This is a genomic window from Pedobacter sp. T50_32, from assembly GCF_057652195.1.
In genome coordinates this window covers 558,045-572,279 of record NZ_JBYFBY010000001.1, presented here as the reverse complement: position 1 = coordinate 572,279, position 14,235 = coordinate 558,045, and the positions used below count along the sequence as shown (strand labels likewise).

Sequence of the window (14,235 nt, the reverse complement as noted above, 5' to 3'; positions counted from 1 at the left end):
AACAGTAATTGTCCGGGGCTTTCTCGTTTGCTATTTAAGTTAGTTAGTTTATATGGGTGATTAAAATGGCAAATCTCCTGTCTCATCTATAGAGGTAGAGAAATCATCTTCTATCTTATTTGTTGTTGAATTTCCATTGTTTTGAGCAGGTTCAAAATCACTTTTTCTACCCAACATCGTGAAATTCTCCGCAACAACTTCTGTAACGTACTTCTTTACTTTCTCCTTATCTTCAAAAGAACGGGTACGCAATTTGCCTTCAATGTAAACGAGCTTGCCCTTTTGCAGATATTTAGAGGCTACTTCGGCCAAGCCCCTCCACAACACAATATTGTGCCATTCTGTTTGTTCAACTCTTTTTCCGTCCTTGTTAAATGTCTCTGAGGTGGCTAATGGAAAACTCGCTACGGTAACGCCTCCTTCTAAATGCCTAACTTCGGGGTCCTTTCCCAAGTGGCCCACTAAGATTACTTTGTTAATACCTGACATAAATATATTTGATTAGTCTATATGTTTTTCAATAAAATCCCCTATAATTTTAGGATGAGGTAATTGTTTAAAAGCTTCAATTTTCACCGATTTAATGTCGGCGTCTTGATTAAAGTTAACAATATAATTATCTATTGCAAAAAATTGAACATATATAATTTGGTGAGTAAGTATGTGTTTTTTACTTTCTAAAACCCTTAGCTCTAAACCATTGCCAAATAGCTTCTCAACTTCTGATAAGAACTCCGCACTTTCGATAGACACCTCCTCTTGTGTCTCGATTAGAGGAAAATCATATAAGTGTTGCCAAACATCGCCTGGTTTTCTTTGCTTGGTAAGTATCTCATCATTGGTTACACCAACAAAATAATTAAACCAACGCTTTTTAACTTTTACCTTTTTTAACTTAACAGGCAAAAGGTCTATTTTGTTGCTTTTATAAGCAAAACAGCCAGTTTTCACAGGGCAAATAGCACATAGTGGAGATTTTGGTTTGCATTGTAAAGCGCCAAATTCCATTATCGCTTGGTTATAAACTGATGGCTGCTGATCCACAATTAAATCTTGTGCCAAGTGTGCGAAAAATTTAATTCCAACACCTGAATTGATGGCCTCTTCTATTCCAAAATACCTAGACAACACACGGTAAACATTTCCGTCTACAACTGCACGGCGTTCATTGCTAGAAAACGAGGAAATGGCGGCCGCTGTATAATTTCCTATTCCTTTCAATTTAACAAGTTCATCATAGCTTGATGGAAAAACGCCGTTGTAATTTGAGACTATAAATTTCGCAGTATACAACATGTTTCTTCCCCTAGAATAATAGCCTAAACCCTGCCAAAGTTTTAAAACTCTTTCTTCTGGAGCATTCGCAAAATCGGCAACGTTGGGAAAATTTTCTAGAAATTTAAGGAAATACGGCATTCCCTGCTCTACTCTTGTTTGTTGTAGAATAATCTCCGATAACCAAATCACATAAGGATCTGTAGTGCCCCGCCAAGGCAAATCTCTCTTGTTTTTTAGGTACCAAGCAACTATTTCCGACTGAAAAGACATTGTACCAAAAGTACAACAAAAGCGTTTAAAAAGGCAAAAGTTGCACTAAGATGATGGTTGAACGCACAAATAAATCATCTTTTATTTTCCTATCTCACTAAAAAGCAATACTTTTGCAACCCCAAATTACATGTAATTAAAAAACACACACAATAATTAATTAATTTTAGAAATATGACTAAGGCAGATATTATTGCTGAAATATCAACAAAGACAGGGATCGAGAAAGTTGACGTTCAAGAAACAGTAGAGGCATTTTTCAAGGTAATCAAAAACAACATGATTGCTGGCGAAAATGTATACGTAAGAGGTTTTGGCAGTTTTGTAGTGAAAAAAAGAGCTCAAAAAACTGCTAGAAATATCTCTAAAAACACAGCCATCATTATTCCAGAGCATTTTGTTCCTAGCTTTAAGCCAGCAAAAGTATTTGTTGACAAAGTAAAAAACAACACTAAAAAAGTTAAAGCTGAGGCTTAATATTTGATTGTTATGAAAAGCCCACGCACAACACAAATTGTAATTATTGCAGGCATTGTATTGCTTGTGGGCTTTTTATTTAGCCAAGATATTAAAGGCTTAAAGCCCAAACAAGAAGCAGCACCTACTGAAATGCCACAAGAAGCGCAAGCTCCTAGTTTAAGCATAGAAGAAGTATCTGCAACTGCCAAAAATCTAATTAGTAATGCTGCCTCTAAAGAACTTACTTCTCTAGAAGCTACTTATCAAAAAGCAAAAGGCGAAGAGAAGGTGATTCAAGCTAAGTCTTTGGCTCAAAGATGGGATGATTTAGGACAATCTGTTCCTAGTGCATTTTATTTGGAAGATGCTGCTATTGGCGAATCTTCATTAAAAAACTGGTTGAAAGCAGGCGATAAGTTTCTAGAAGTATTTGATATTACTAGAGATAGCTTGGTTAAACCTGTGATGTTGCAAAAAGCAAATCATGCTTATGAAAAAGCCATTGCTATTGATTCTACAGACCTAGATGCAAAAACAGGAATGGGAATTACAATGGTAAACGGCGGTGGTGCTCCAATGGCAGGTATTACAATGCTATTGGACGTAGTGAAGAAAGACCCGAAAAACTTTAAAGCCAACATGAACTTAGGTATGTTTGCGATAAAATCTGGTCAATTTGATAAGGCGATTACTCGTTTTCAAGACATCATTAAAAACATTAAAGCAACTCCAGACGCTTATTTTAACTTAGCTTTTGCATATGAAAGCTTAGGAAAAAATCAAGAAGCTATTGATGCTTACTTACAAAGCAAAAAACTTGCAGCTAACCCAACTTTATCTAGTTTCGTAGATAAAAAGGTAGCTGAGTTGAAAAAATAAAAGAATTAACAACATTTAAATTTTAAAATTATGCCAAGCGGTAAAAAAAGAAAAAGACATAAAATGGCTACCCACAAACGCAAAAAACGTTTAAGAAAAAACAGACACAAGAAAAAATAATTTTTCTTGATAGTATGGCCGAAAGTAAATGCTTTTTTAAAGGTGTTTACTTTTGGATTCTAAGTTTTTTGGTCCATGTGTTAATAAGGCGTAACAGCCTTAAAATCTGTAGCTTTGGTAAAAGAATTAATAATAGATTCTACTCCTACGGGAGTAACCATAGCTTTAATCGAAGACAAACAACTTGTTGAGCTTCACAAAGAACACGTTAACAACAACTACGCTGTAGGCGATATATATTTAGGCCGCATTAAGAAAATTATGCCCGGCCTAAACGCTGCGTTTGTGGATGTTGGCTACGAAAAAGATGCATTTTTGCATTACTTTGATTTAGGCCCACAGGTTCAATCTTTGATAAAGCTAACGAAGATTAGACGTAACGGCACACCGGGCACTTTACTAGATAACTTTAAATTAGAAGCTGACATTAACAAAGCGGGAAAAATCTCGGAAGTTGTTAGCAAAAATTTATTGGTACCTGTACAGATTGCCAAAGAACCCATTTCTACTAAAGGTCCAAGACTAAGTTCAGATCTTTCTATTGCAGGAAGATACACCGTATTGGTTCCTTTTTCTAATGTAATTTCCATCTCTAAAAAGATAAAGAGTAATACCGAACGTAATCGTTTAAAAAAGATTATCGAAAGTATTAAGCCTAAAAATTTTGGGGTAATCATTAGAACAGTTTCTGAGGGAAAAGGCGTTGCCGAATTACAAAAAGACTTACTTGATTCTATTTCCAAATGGGAGAGCTTTATGAAAAAGCTTCCAGAAACAGAACCTGCTAAGCGTGTTTGGGGTGAAATGGATAGGACATCAACGCTTATCCGCGATATTTTAAGTACCGATTTCACCAACGTATATGTAAACGACCAAGCATTATTTGAAGACATTCGTTCTTATGTGCACGAAATTTCTCCGGAAATGGAACGTATTGTAAAACATTACAAGCACAAAGACCCAATTTTTGACCACTTTGGGGTTGAAAAACAAATTAAAAACGGTTTTGGAAAAACTGTGAACTTGGCCGGTGGTGCCTACTTAGTGGTAGAACACACCGAAGCTTTGCACGTTATAGACGTAAATAGTGGAAATAGAACCGCTAGCAAAGAAAACCAAGAAGAAAATGCGCTGCAGGTTAATAAAGAAGCAGCAAAAGAAATTGCCCGCCAATTAAGGCTAAGAGATATGGGCGGTATTGTGGTCATCGATTTTATCGATATGCACAAACCTGCCAACAGAAAAGTATTGTTTGACCACTTGAGAGAGCTGATGCTTTTGGATAGAGCTAAACATACCATTCTGCCTCCTAGCAAATTTGGTTTGGTACAAATTACCCGTCAAAGGGTAAGGCCAGAAATGAACATTGTAACGGTAGAAAAATGTCCTACCTGCGACGGAACTGGTGAGATAAAGGCAAGTATTGTGTTAATGGATGACATTGAAAGCAATATGACCTATATCCTGCGTGAGCAGAATGAAAAAAATATTACGCTATGTGTACACCCTTACATAGCAGCCTTTATTAAAAAAGGATTGATTTCCTTACAATGGAAATGGTACTTCAAATTTGGGCAGTGGGTAAAGGTGAGAGAGTCTTCTTCTTATCACTTAACAGAGTTTCACTTCTTGTCTGCTAAAGACGAAGAAATTAAGCTGTAAACCCTCAGAAATTCTAAAGTCTCGATGCAAATCGGGACTTTTTTTGTTTATATATGGATAAAAATATTGACCGTATAAGGCATATAAGATTTTTTTCGATAAATAGTCCTGCTGCAACTATGACCCTTTGTTTAAAACTTACCTAGTATTTCCAAACGATTAAATCTAAATTCGTAAATCTAAAATCTAAAATATCTTGGCTAAAATCAAATCAGCATATTTCTGTCAGAGTTGCGGCTACGAGTCGGCAAAGTGGCTGGGCAAATGCCCTTCATGTAACCAATGGAATACTTTTGTAGAAGAGGTAGTAGAAAAGCCATCTGCAGGAAACGCTGCTGTGTGGAAAACAACAACTGGAGGTACTCAAAGAGTAAATAAACCGAGCAAGCTTGAAGAAATTGAAAGCGCTACTGAAGAAAGAATTTTAACTGGAGATATTGAGTTAGATAGAGTGCTAGGCGGAGGTTTAGTTCCTGGATCGGTTACGTTGATTGGTGGCGAGCCAGGCATTGGAAAATCAACCTTAATGCTACAATTGGCACTGAATATTAAGCAGAAAAGGGTACTTTATGTTTCAGGAGAAGAAAGTGAGCAGCAAATTAAAATGCGGGCAGAACGCATTACCAAAACCCCACAAGCAGAGTGTTTTATTCTAACAGAAACATCAACCCAAAATATATTTAAACAGCTGGAGCAGTTAGTACCAGAAATTTTGGTGATTGATTCGATACAGACCTTACATTCTGCACACATCGAATCTACGCCGGGAAGTGTCTCACAGGTACGCGAGTGCACCGCCGAGCTGCTGCGTTTTGCCAAAGAAACCGCTACTCCAGTTTTCTTGATTGGTCATATTACCAAAGACGGCGCTATTGCCGGTCCGAAAATTTTAGAGCACATGGTGGATACCGTACTGCAATTTGAGGGAGATCGACACCATATTTATCGCATATTGCGCTCTATAAAAAACAGGTTCGGCGCAGCTGCAGAATTAGGTATTTATGCCATGCATGGTAACGGACTGAGGGAAGTTTCCAACCCGTCGGAAGTATTGCTTTCACAACGTGATGAAGAGTTGAGCGGCATCTCCATTGGTGCAACTATTGAAGGCGCCAGACCTATGGTGATAGAAACGCAGGCATTGGTAAGTATTTCTGCTTATGGTACTCCTCAGCGTTCGGCTACGGGCTTTGATACCAAAAGAATGAATATGCTGCTGGCTGTACTCGAAAAGCGATGCGGTTTCCGTCTAAGCGCTAAAGATGTTTTCCTAAATATCGCTGGAGGCATTAAGGTGGAAGATCCAGCTATCGACTTGTCTATTGTTGCAGCTATCATTTCCTCACATGAGGATATACCAGTTTCTTCAAAAATTTGCTTTGCTGCCGAGGTTGGTCTATCTGGTGAAATTAGAGCCGTTAACCGAGTTGAGCAACGCATTTCTGAAGCAGAAAAGCTAGGCTTCGAAAAAATATTCATCTCAAGTTATAACCTAAAAGGGATTAACAAAGATAAGTTTAAAATTGAACTGGTTACCGTTGCTAAAATTGAAGAAGTTTTTTCGGCATTATTTGGATAAAGCGTGAAGCGACATTCTCAAAACGAGTAAAACATTTCCTGCAACAATTCGAAAACACTTTGGCAGAAAATATACAAAACAAAATAAACTACTGATTTAAAGCGAAATAACTTTGAGCCTTGTACTTTTTCATTAAATTTGCTTTACTCTAAAAAAGAATACACAGCAGTATGAAAAAACATTACTTAATAAAGGTTTGTATAATAGCGCTAACTGTAGCCACCATCGGCTGTAAAAAATCAACACCAAAAGACGGAGAAGAGCCAACTTTAGATAAAAAAGGTCCTGAAGTTGTTTTAAATAATAATGAAAGTGCTTTAAATGCGAGGGTAAGCTATCCAAATACTGCGGTATCTTTAATGAATGTAGGTACAAAAGGGGTAGAATTTAGAGAAGACTTTAGTCAATACAATTTACAGCTGATCGCCGAGGTTGCTGCTCCCACCCATCAAGGGAAAACTTTGCAAGCTACGCATATTGATTTCTCTGGCAACAAAGTTTACGTTTCTTACAATACCCGTGGCGAAACCTATTTAGGTGGCATCGACGTTTTCGATGTAAGTAATGAAGCGCAACCAAGATTAATCTCTCAGGCGATCATGCCTAATACCGATATTTCATCTGTTGTTTTCAACAATAACTTTGTTTATTTAGCCTCAGCTACCGACGTTGATAAAGATGCTTCATTAACAGCTCCAGCAGTGTTAGATAGAATTGCTTTGAGCAACGGCGTACTGACAAGTACAAGCGGCCGTGTACAGCTTAAAGGCTTTGTAGGAAAAAATATCTTGGCTAAAAACAATAAGATTTATGTAGTTTCGAGCACACAAGGTGGATTAAGCGTTGTTAATCCTTCAGATTTCAAAGAGGAAAAGTCTATAGCCATCACAGGATCTACGGCTTTGGCGAGCAATGCAAGTGGAAGTAATATCTTCATATTAAAAAACAAGCCAGGCCAAATATTGGGTTTAAATGCCAGTGATTTGAGCATAGCAAAAACCATTAATTTAGCAACAGATTTACCAGAAACTGCATCGCATATCGAAACGATAAATGATAACTTTCTACATGCGGCAGGAAGAGCGGGATTGAATTATTTGAGCAGTACAGGTTCGCTAATTGATAACATCCCTGTTCCAGTAATTGCAGGAGTAGACCCTGAAGATATTGTTACGAATAATGTTTCTATCAACAATAACCTGATTTACATTGCCAATGGAGCGGCAGGCTTATATGTTGCAAAGTTAGAAGGGAATACATTGGTGCTTTTAGGTAAGGCTAGCTTAGGTGCATCAACCAACTACGTTAAATCTAGTGGCAACCTAATTTTTGTGGCAACAGGTACAGGCGGCTTGAAAATCTTAAAGATGACGGCAATTGCTAACAGTAGCTCTACTGTGGCTTGCAGCAACAGAAATTTTTTAGCATCTGATGCTAATGGGTGGAGAAACTTAAATACAGGTGTTAAGGAGTATTTTACTGGAACTGGCATTACTACCATTGCCGGACTAAACGTTAATACCAATGCCATATTCGATTTTTGCGGTGCCCTTACTTTAAACTACGGTGCTAACATTAATACCGGAGGTGCGTTTTTAGTGAATGGCGCCTTCGTATCTAACCTGCAGTTCAACATCAATGCTTTTGCAGAGGTAGTCGGCAGTGCAAACTTCAAGAGCACACTTACAGTTAATAGCAATGGTAAACTGAAATTACTGCCAAAAGTAAATGGAGAAATTTACCCTATAAACGGCGACTTCAATGTTAATGGATTGGCCGAAATTAATAACGGCAGCTTACAGATCAGCAACAAATTAAGCATTAACAGCAGCGGTCGCCTTCGTTTGGTAAATACCAATTTAGTTGTTAATGGCGATTTCGATTTAAACGGAACCATAGAGTTTGTCGGTACTTGCAATGTCATAATCAACGGACGATATACTAGAAACTCTAGTGGAAGCGTTATTGGGACAAATACCGGAAAGGTGTTGTAAGAGATTGACGAAGAACACATCTTATTTAGAAAGATTTTAAATATCTTTGTGCAAATCATCAACTAGATAAAATTATAAGTATGAAAAAATTAATATTAAGTTTAGCATTTTGTGCCTTGGCAACTGTTGGCTTTGCACAAGAAAAAGTTGAAGGTCAATCTTTCGGCGAAGGCGTTACCAAAGGAAATATTATTTCGGCTAATGAGGTTAATGCTAAATTAGGCAAAGAGACCAAAGCAGAAATGAAGGTAGAGGGCGAAGTAGTTAACGTTTGCAAGAAAAAAGGTTGCTTCATGAACGTTAAAATTTCTGACAAAGAAACTATGTTCGTAAAATTTAAAGATTATGGCTTTTTTATGCCAAAGGATATGGCTCCTGGCACAAAAGTAGTAATTGATGGTTTTGCAGAAAGAAAAGTTACTTCTGTTGAAGACCTACAACACTATGCAAAAGACGCAAAAAAATCTCCAGAAGAAATAGCTAAAATTACTGAGCCTAAAAAAGAGATTGTCTTCATGGCAAAAGGTGCCGTAATTGTAAAGTAATTAGAAAGGTTCTCCTTTTTAATATTGATTGATTGAAAAGCCTTCCCGAGTTTCGGGAGGGCTTTGTTTTTTTAACACATTTCAAATTCTTGCGATTAAAGCCGGGCAACACAACAGGATGTTTATAATATTTTTATTTAATCAATATTTAGTTATTAAATTTTTTTAATTAGTGTTTTTTCCTATCTTCACTCCATTAACAAATGAAACCATAATATAAAATGATGAAACTGACCAAGATCACACTATTCGTTGCGGGCATTTGCTTTGTTGGCACGAATGGTTATGCACAACAGCTTACTAAAGCGCAAAATGATGAGTTACTAAAAGCTAAACAGGGAGCAATAGTTAGGTTAGATGGATTTTTGACAGAAAAAACCACACAGATACCTTATCAAAAATATCCTACGCCAGGCCCACAGTATATCATCTCCGACGATCCTGAATACATTAGAGTACCAGAAGCCATTGCACTCAAAGAAAGTGTTGTTCCTGGAGCAGTTCGTTTTTACCTATATAATGTAAACGGCATTAAAGAGCCTCAAAAGATAGATAGAAAGATTATTGCCATGATTAAAAACACGGGCAAGGCTCCAATGCGTATCAAGATGTTGAAATACGTTACGCAAAAGCCTAGCACCAATTACTTCAAACTGGGAAAAGAAGGATTAGCCTCATTTTTAGCCGCACAACCTAGCGAAGAAGTACGTATTGTAAAACCTGGAGAAGCTGTTCCTATCGACGAAAAACTAGAACAATATGTGGTAAAGTATGATGAACTTGTGCATGGCTTTTACGAGTTCTTGGTAGATCAACCTGCAGAAATTACCGTTTTACAAACAGATCTTAAAACAAGTGGCAAAGATGCTTTGAAAAGAATTACGAATGTATTGCCTCCAAAAACGAAGAGTGGTGCTGGTAGAGGGCTTTATGGCGTGAGCAATTATCACGTAGCCAACACTTCGGTAATAGATACAAAAAACGGAACTTCTGCTTTAGTTGTTGCCGATGGCGAAACTGATCCTTGGATTATCGGTCGTGAAGGCACTACTGGTCAAATCGCTAAATTGGCGGGTAACTACGGCGTAATGTACGATATCGAGCTTAAATGGAAAAGTACAGATGGCAAAGGTTTAGCGCTAATTACTTGGAACTCACGTTCGGCAGACAACCAATGGTGCAGCGGAATGGCGGCAGCAATGAAAGTTAGCGGTGGAAAGTTTAACGAAGGAATTATTCAACTGCCAAAAGACCAATTGGTAACTAAAGCCGCACCTGAAGCGGTATTGATCCAAGTTTTTAAACCAACTGGAAATGGCGAAGAACAAACCATCAAGTTAACCTACTCACCTCCGGGAGCTTCATGTTTGCCAACTCCTTTAATTCTTGTTCCGGTTGACTTAAATCCATAGTGATGAGGGCTATAAAACTCATCTTAACGATACTGATCTTGAGCGTGTCTAATACATATGCTCAAGATCTTCTAACCATCTCCTCCAAAAAAAACCTAAAGCGAACAGACTCCGTTTTTATTTACACTCCGCTACAAAGTTCCTTAGAAAAACTACCAGTTATTTATCTATTGCATGGGCATAATGCCAACTACAAAAGCTGGAGCAAACTAGCCGACTTGCAAAAACTGGCTAATCAATACCAGTTTATTGTGGTTTGTCCCGATGGATTAAAGAAGAGCTGGTACCTTAACTCACCAAATAAAGATAGTTTACAGTATGAATCCTTTTTTTTAGAGGAGTTGATGCCTGCCATTAATCAAAAATACAAAGTAGATGAAAGTAAGGTTTTCATTACAGGAGCCAGTATGGGTGGCTTCGGAGCGATGTATATGATTACTAAACATCCGACTTTATTTGCTGGCGCAGGAAGTACATCCGGAGTTTTGAACCTTCGTTATTCGGCCTTTAGGAAAACAACTATTGCTTACCTAATTGGCACCTACGATGAAAAGAACAAACTTTACGACGACTACTCTCCTGTAAATAATTTACAGTCACTCAAAGGCTTAAATAAGGCGCTAATTTTTGATACTGGAACCGAAGACTATTTATACATCACCAGTAAACAGTTTAGGCAAAAATGCGATGACCTTAAAATAAAAGCGACCTACATTGCCCAGCCTGGAGGTCATACAGGTGGTTATTGGAGCAAATCTATTTTAACACATTTCGAATTCTTTTCAGAACATCTAAAGAAATAATACCATGAAAATATTCAAAAATATGCTCTCATACACACTCTCGAAAACGTTCAAGGGAGCGCTCAAGAGATCGTTTTCCAAAACATTACCTAACGCACTGCTTTTACTCATTACATCCATTTCACTTGTAAAAGCTCAACAAAAAAATGACTTGGCTTTAATACCACAGCCATCATCGGTAAAGCTGGGTACTTCTATTTTTAAATTCGATAAGCAAATTTCTTTATTGTTGCCAAAAGGCGATGAACACACTGCGCTGATTAATAATTTTAGCGAACAGCTTTCGGAAATCTTAAAACATGAGGTTAAAACGACAGCGAAAGTAAGCGGTAAAAACTTTATTCAATTTTCTTTAAATAAAGATTTAGGGAAGGAAGCTTATAGGTTGCAGGTCAGCAAGCAAAAAATTGAAATAAGTGCTGCTAAACCTGCGGGTTGGTTTTATGGCTGGCAAACGCTAATGCAAATTGTGAGGCTAAATCATCAAAACGGAAATAGCAACCAAATTCAAGAAGTAATGATTACTGATGAACCAAAATTTGAGTGGCGTGGTTTAATGATCGATGTAAGCAGACATTTTTTTGATAAGGCTGTGCTGAAAAGATACATCGATCAAATGTCTAAATACAAGCTGAATGTTTTGCATTTGCATTTAACTGATAACCAAGGTTGGAGGATTGAAATAAAGCAATTGCCTAAGTTAACTAGCGTTGGTGCGTGGCGTGTGCCTAGAACTGGTTATTGGAGTGGAATGCCTGCTCCCGAGCCAAGCGAAGCTGCCACTTACGGAGGTTTTTACTCTCAAGACGACATCAAGAATTTGGTAAAGTATGCCAGCACACGTTTTGTGGATATCGTTCCAGAGGTAGATTTACCTGGGCATAGTTTGGCTTTCGTGGCTTCTTATCCAGAAGTTTCGTGTACCAAAACGCCACAGCAGGTTTTAGCCGGCGACCCATGGAATGCAAAAAGAACCAACGTAGTTTGTGTAGGCAACGATTCTACTTATACCAAAATAGATCAAATTATCGGCGAGTTAGCTGAGATTTTTCCTTCTAAATACATCCACATTGGTGGAGATGAGGTAACCAGAAACTATTGGAGTAATTGCAAAGTTTGCCAGAAACGCATACAAGACGAAGGTCTTAAAAATGTTGATGAGCTACAAAGTTACTTCGTTAATCGCGTTGCCAAGATGGTTAAAGCTAAAGGCAAAACACCAATTGGCTGGTATGAAACACTAGAAAAAGGCTTAGATACAGGCATTGTACAAATGAGCTGGAAAGATGAAAAAGGTGCTGTAAAATCTTCTAACGCAGGGCAGAAAGTGATTTTAACACCAGCCTTTTTAACCTATTTAGATTTTTATCAGGGAGATCCCTATTTAGAAAATGCGCCTTTTACGGTAAATAGATTAAGCAACAGCTATAAGTTTAATCCACTGCCAGAAGGTATTAATGTTAAAAACGTATTAGGTGGGCAAGGGAGTTTGTGGACGGAACAAGTGCCGAACGAACGTAAACTACAATTTATGACTTGGCCAAGAGGGCTAACGTTGGCCGAAAACCTTTGGTCTACGACAGCTAAAGTTAACTGGCCTATCTTTCTTAAAAAAATAGAAACTCACCTACCTTTATTAACTTTAGATAGCACCAACTATAGTGCTTATTTTTACGATCCGATTGTAATTGCTAAGAAAGGTGACAATGGAGATGTTATGCTAAGTATCGATACCGAAGTTCCAGATGTTGCGGTTTACTACGCTTTTGATGATACCGATCCAGATCAGTTTTACCCAAAATATAAAGGGCAAGCGATTGCTATACCCAAAGGAGCTAAAAATATAAGAGTGGTTAGCTATCGAGGTGATACCCAGAAAAGCCGAATAGTAAAACTTCCTATTGTTGAACTTAAGAAAAGAGCAAAACTTTAAACTAGCCCGAGTAATCGGTTCCTCACTAATAAACAGGCACCGATTACTCCTGCTTTTTCGCCTAATTTCGACATTTTAAGCTGCGTATCGTTATTAACCAAGCTTAACGAGTACTTGTTCAAAGCACTTTTAATAGGCAAACGAATATACTCTCCCGTTTCGGCTAAACTGCCTCCCAAAATCACCATTTCTGGATTGAAGATATTGATTAAAACTGCAATGCCTTTTCCTAGTCTCTCGCCAACTTCGGCCACTAACTCAATTGCTAAAACGTCGTCTTTTATTGCAGCCTCAATAATATCATTCAACTTTATTTCATCTACAGGCATAGAAGAAAGTACAGAAGTAGAACCTTCCGCTAATTTCTCTTTAAACTTCCTTATCAAAGCCCAACCAGAAACTTCAGTCTCTAAACATCCTTTTTTACCGCAGCTACATAAAATTTCATTGTTGAAGAACGGAATGTGACCAAACTCTCCAGCAAAGCCAGACTTACCGTAATAAAGCTGACTGTTAATCATGATACCGATACCCATTCCATAATCCATGTTTAGAAAAAGTACATTCTCTTCTTCATGAACTACTCCAGCCGAAAATTCACCAAAGGCCATCGCTCTTGAATCATTTTCTAAAAAGATGCGCATGCCGATATTTCTTTCTATCACTCGGCTAAGCGGCTCTTCATTAAAGTGGAAAAAACTGTAACTATAGCCTGTAGAATAGTTGATGCGTCCTGATAAATTTAATCCTGCTCCTAAAATTTTCTCTCTCTTTACAGGGGCTTCTTTTATAAAATTATTAATAAGCTCGCAAAGCTGATTTAATGACTCTTCGCTATTGTTTAAACTGTAAGGGATATTAGCTTTTACATGTACCAGGTTCTTCTGCAAATCTGTAAGACCAATATTGATATGCGATTTTTTTACATCAACCCCTAGAAAGTAACCCGACTCCATTACCAAACCGTAAATATTTGGTTTCCTGCCACCTCTAGACTGCAATTTACCAAAATCCTTAACCAAACCTTCGTTGATTAATTCGTTTAAAATATTGTTGATTTTAGGCGTGCTTAATCCTAGCTCCGCACACAAATCTGCGATAGTACAATTGCCATTTTTACTAAAATAAGCAACAATAGCCTTCTTTAGTGTGAGGTTTTTATAGGCAACACCCGTAGTGTTTTCATTGCTTAACTCGGCGAAAAATGTCATCTTCTTAAGAAATTTTAAAAATCAAAAATAAAATAATATCTCATTTAACCTACTATAACCTCACTTTTTTATCGATTTTAGCCAACCTTA

Annotated in this window: 12 protein-coding genes; 9 read left to right on the top strand and 3 right to left on the bottom strand. The window is 37.6% G+C overall.

Annotated features, from left to right (window positions below; genetic code table 11):
- Window positions 1–60 precede the first annotated feature (60 nt).
- Both AC23ME_RS02445 and mutY read right to left on the bottom strand, forming a co-directional pair.
- The gene (locus AC23ME_RS02445) at window positions 61–489 is read right to left on the bottom strand and encodes a single-stranded DNA-binding protein (protein ID WP_487726158.1); all 429 of its coding nucleotides are present in this window, start codon (window positions 487–489) and stop codon (window positions 61–63) included.
- Between the two features lie 12 nt (window positions 490–501).
- A complete protein-coding gene (gene mutY, locus AC23ME_RS02440) occupies window positions 502–1,548 on the bottom strand; it encodes an A/G-specific adenine glycosylase (protein ID WP_487726157.1) in 1,047 nt (348 codons plus the stop codon).
- Between the two features lie 174 nt (window positions 1,549–1,722).
- Here mutY and AC23ME_RS02435 point away from each other — a divergent pair, with 174 nt between their 5' ends.
- The 9 genes from AC23ME_RS02435 (at window position 1,723) to AC23ME_RS02395 (ending at window position 12,934) form a co-directional block, all read left to right on the top strand.
- Window positions 1,723–2,025 (top strand): HU family DNA-binding protein, encoded by a 303-nt coding sequence (locus AC23ME_RS02435; protein WP_487726156.1) that lies wholly within the window; start codon window positions 1,723–1,725, stop codon window positions 2,023–2,025.
- Window positions 2,026–2,037: 12 nt separating this feature from the next.
- Window positions 2,038–2,886, top strand: a complete 849-nt coding sequence (locus tag AC23ME_RS02430; RefSeq protein ID WP_487726155.1) for a tetratricopeptide repeat protein — start codon at window positions 2,038–2,040, stop codon at window positions 2,884–2,886.
- Window positions 2,887–3,120: 234 nt separating this feature from the next.
- Complete coding sequence (locus AC23ME_RS02425) at window positions 3,121–4,668, top strand: Rne/Rng family ribonuclease (protein WP_487726154.1); 1,548 nt, start codon at window positions 3,121–3,123, stop codon at window positions 4,666–4,668.
- A gap of 196 nt (window positions 4,669–4,864) precedes the next feature.
- On the top strand, window positions 4,865–6,247 hold the full coding sequence (radA, locus tag AC23ME_RS02420; protein ID WP_487726153.1) for a DNA repair protein RadA: 1,383 nt from the start codon (window positions 4,865–4,867) through the stop codon (window positions 6,245–6,247).
- A gap of 170 nt (window positions 6,248–6,417) precedes the next feature.
- Window positions 6,418–8,241: an LVIVD repeat-containing protein gene (locus AC23ME_RS02415; protein WP_487726152.1), complete on the top strand. Its 1,824-nt coding sequence runs from the start codon at window positions 6,418–6,420 to the stop codon at window positions 8,239–8,241.
- Window positions 8,242–8,321: 80 nt separating this feature from the next.
- Complete coding sequence (locus AC23ME_RS02410; RefSeq protein WP_487726151.1) at window positions 8,322–8,786, top strand: DUF4920 domain-containing protein; 465 nt, start codon at window positions 8,322–8,324, stop codon at window positions 8,784–8,786.
- Window positions 8,787–9,007: 221 nt separating this feature from the next.
- Window positions 9,008–10,198 carry a copper amine oxidase gene (locus tag AC23ME_RS02405; RefSeq protein WP_487726150.1) on the top strand — a complete coding sequence of 397 codons (1,191 nt, stop codon included), beginning with the start codon at window positions 9,008–9,010 and terminating at the stop codon, window positions 10,196–10,198.
- A gap of 2 nt (window positions 10,199–10,200) precedes the next feature.
- Window positions 10,201–11,001, top strand: a complete 801-nt coding sequence (locus AC23ME_RS02400; protein WP_487726149.1) for an alpha/beta hydrolase — start codon at window positions 10,201–10,203, stop codon at window positions 10,999–11,001.
- A gap of 4 nt (window positions 11,002–11,005) precedes the next feature.
- The gene (locus AC23ME_RS02395) at window positions 11,006–12,934 is read left to right on the top strand and encodes a beta-N-acetylhexosaminidase (protein ID WP_487726148.1); all 1,929 of its coding nucleotides are present in this window, start codon (window positions 11,006–11,008) and stop codon (window positions 12,932–12,934) included.
- On the opposite strand, the gene AC23ME_RS02390 is transcribed toward AC23ME_RS02395, so the two are convergent.
- The gene (locus AC23ME_RS02390; RefSeq protein WP_487726147.1) at window positions 12,931–14,145 is read right to left on the bottom strand and encodes an ROK family transcriptional regulator; all 1,215 of its coding nucleotides are present in this window, start codon (window positions 14,143–14,145) and stop codon (window positions 12,931–12,933) included. The genes AC23ME_RS02395 and AC23ME_RS02390 overlap by 4 nt on opposite strands.
- Between the last annotated feature and the right edge of the window lie 90 nt (window positions 14,146–14,235).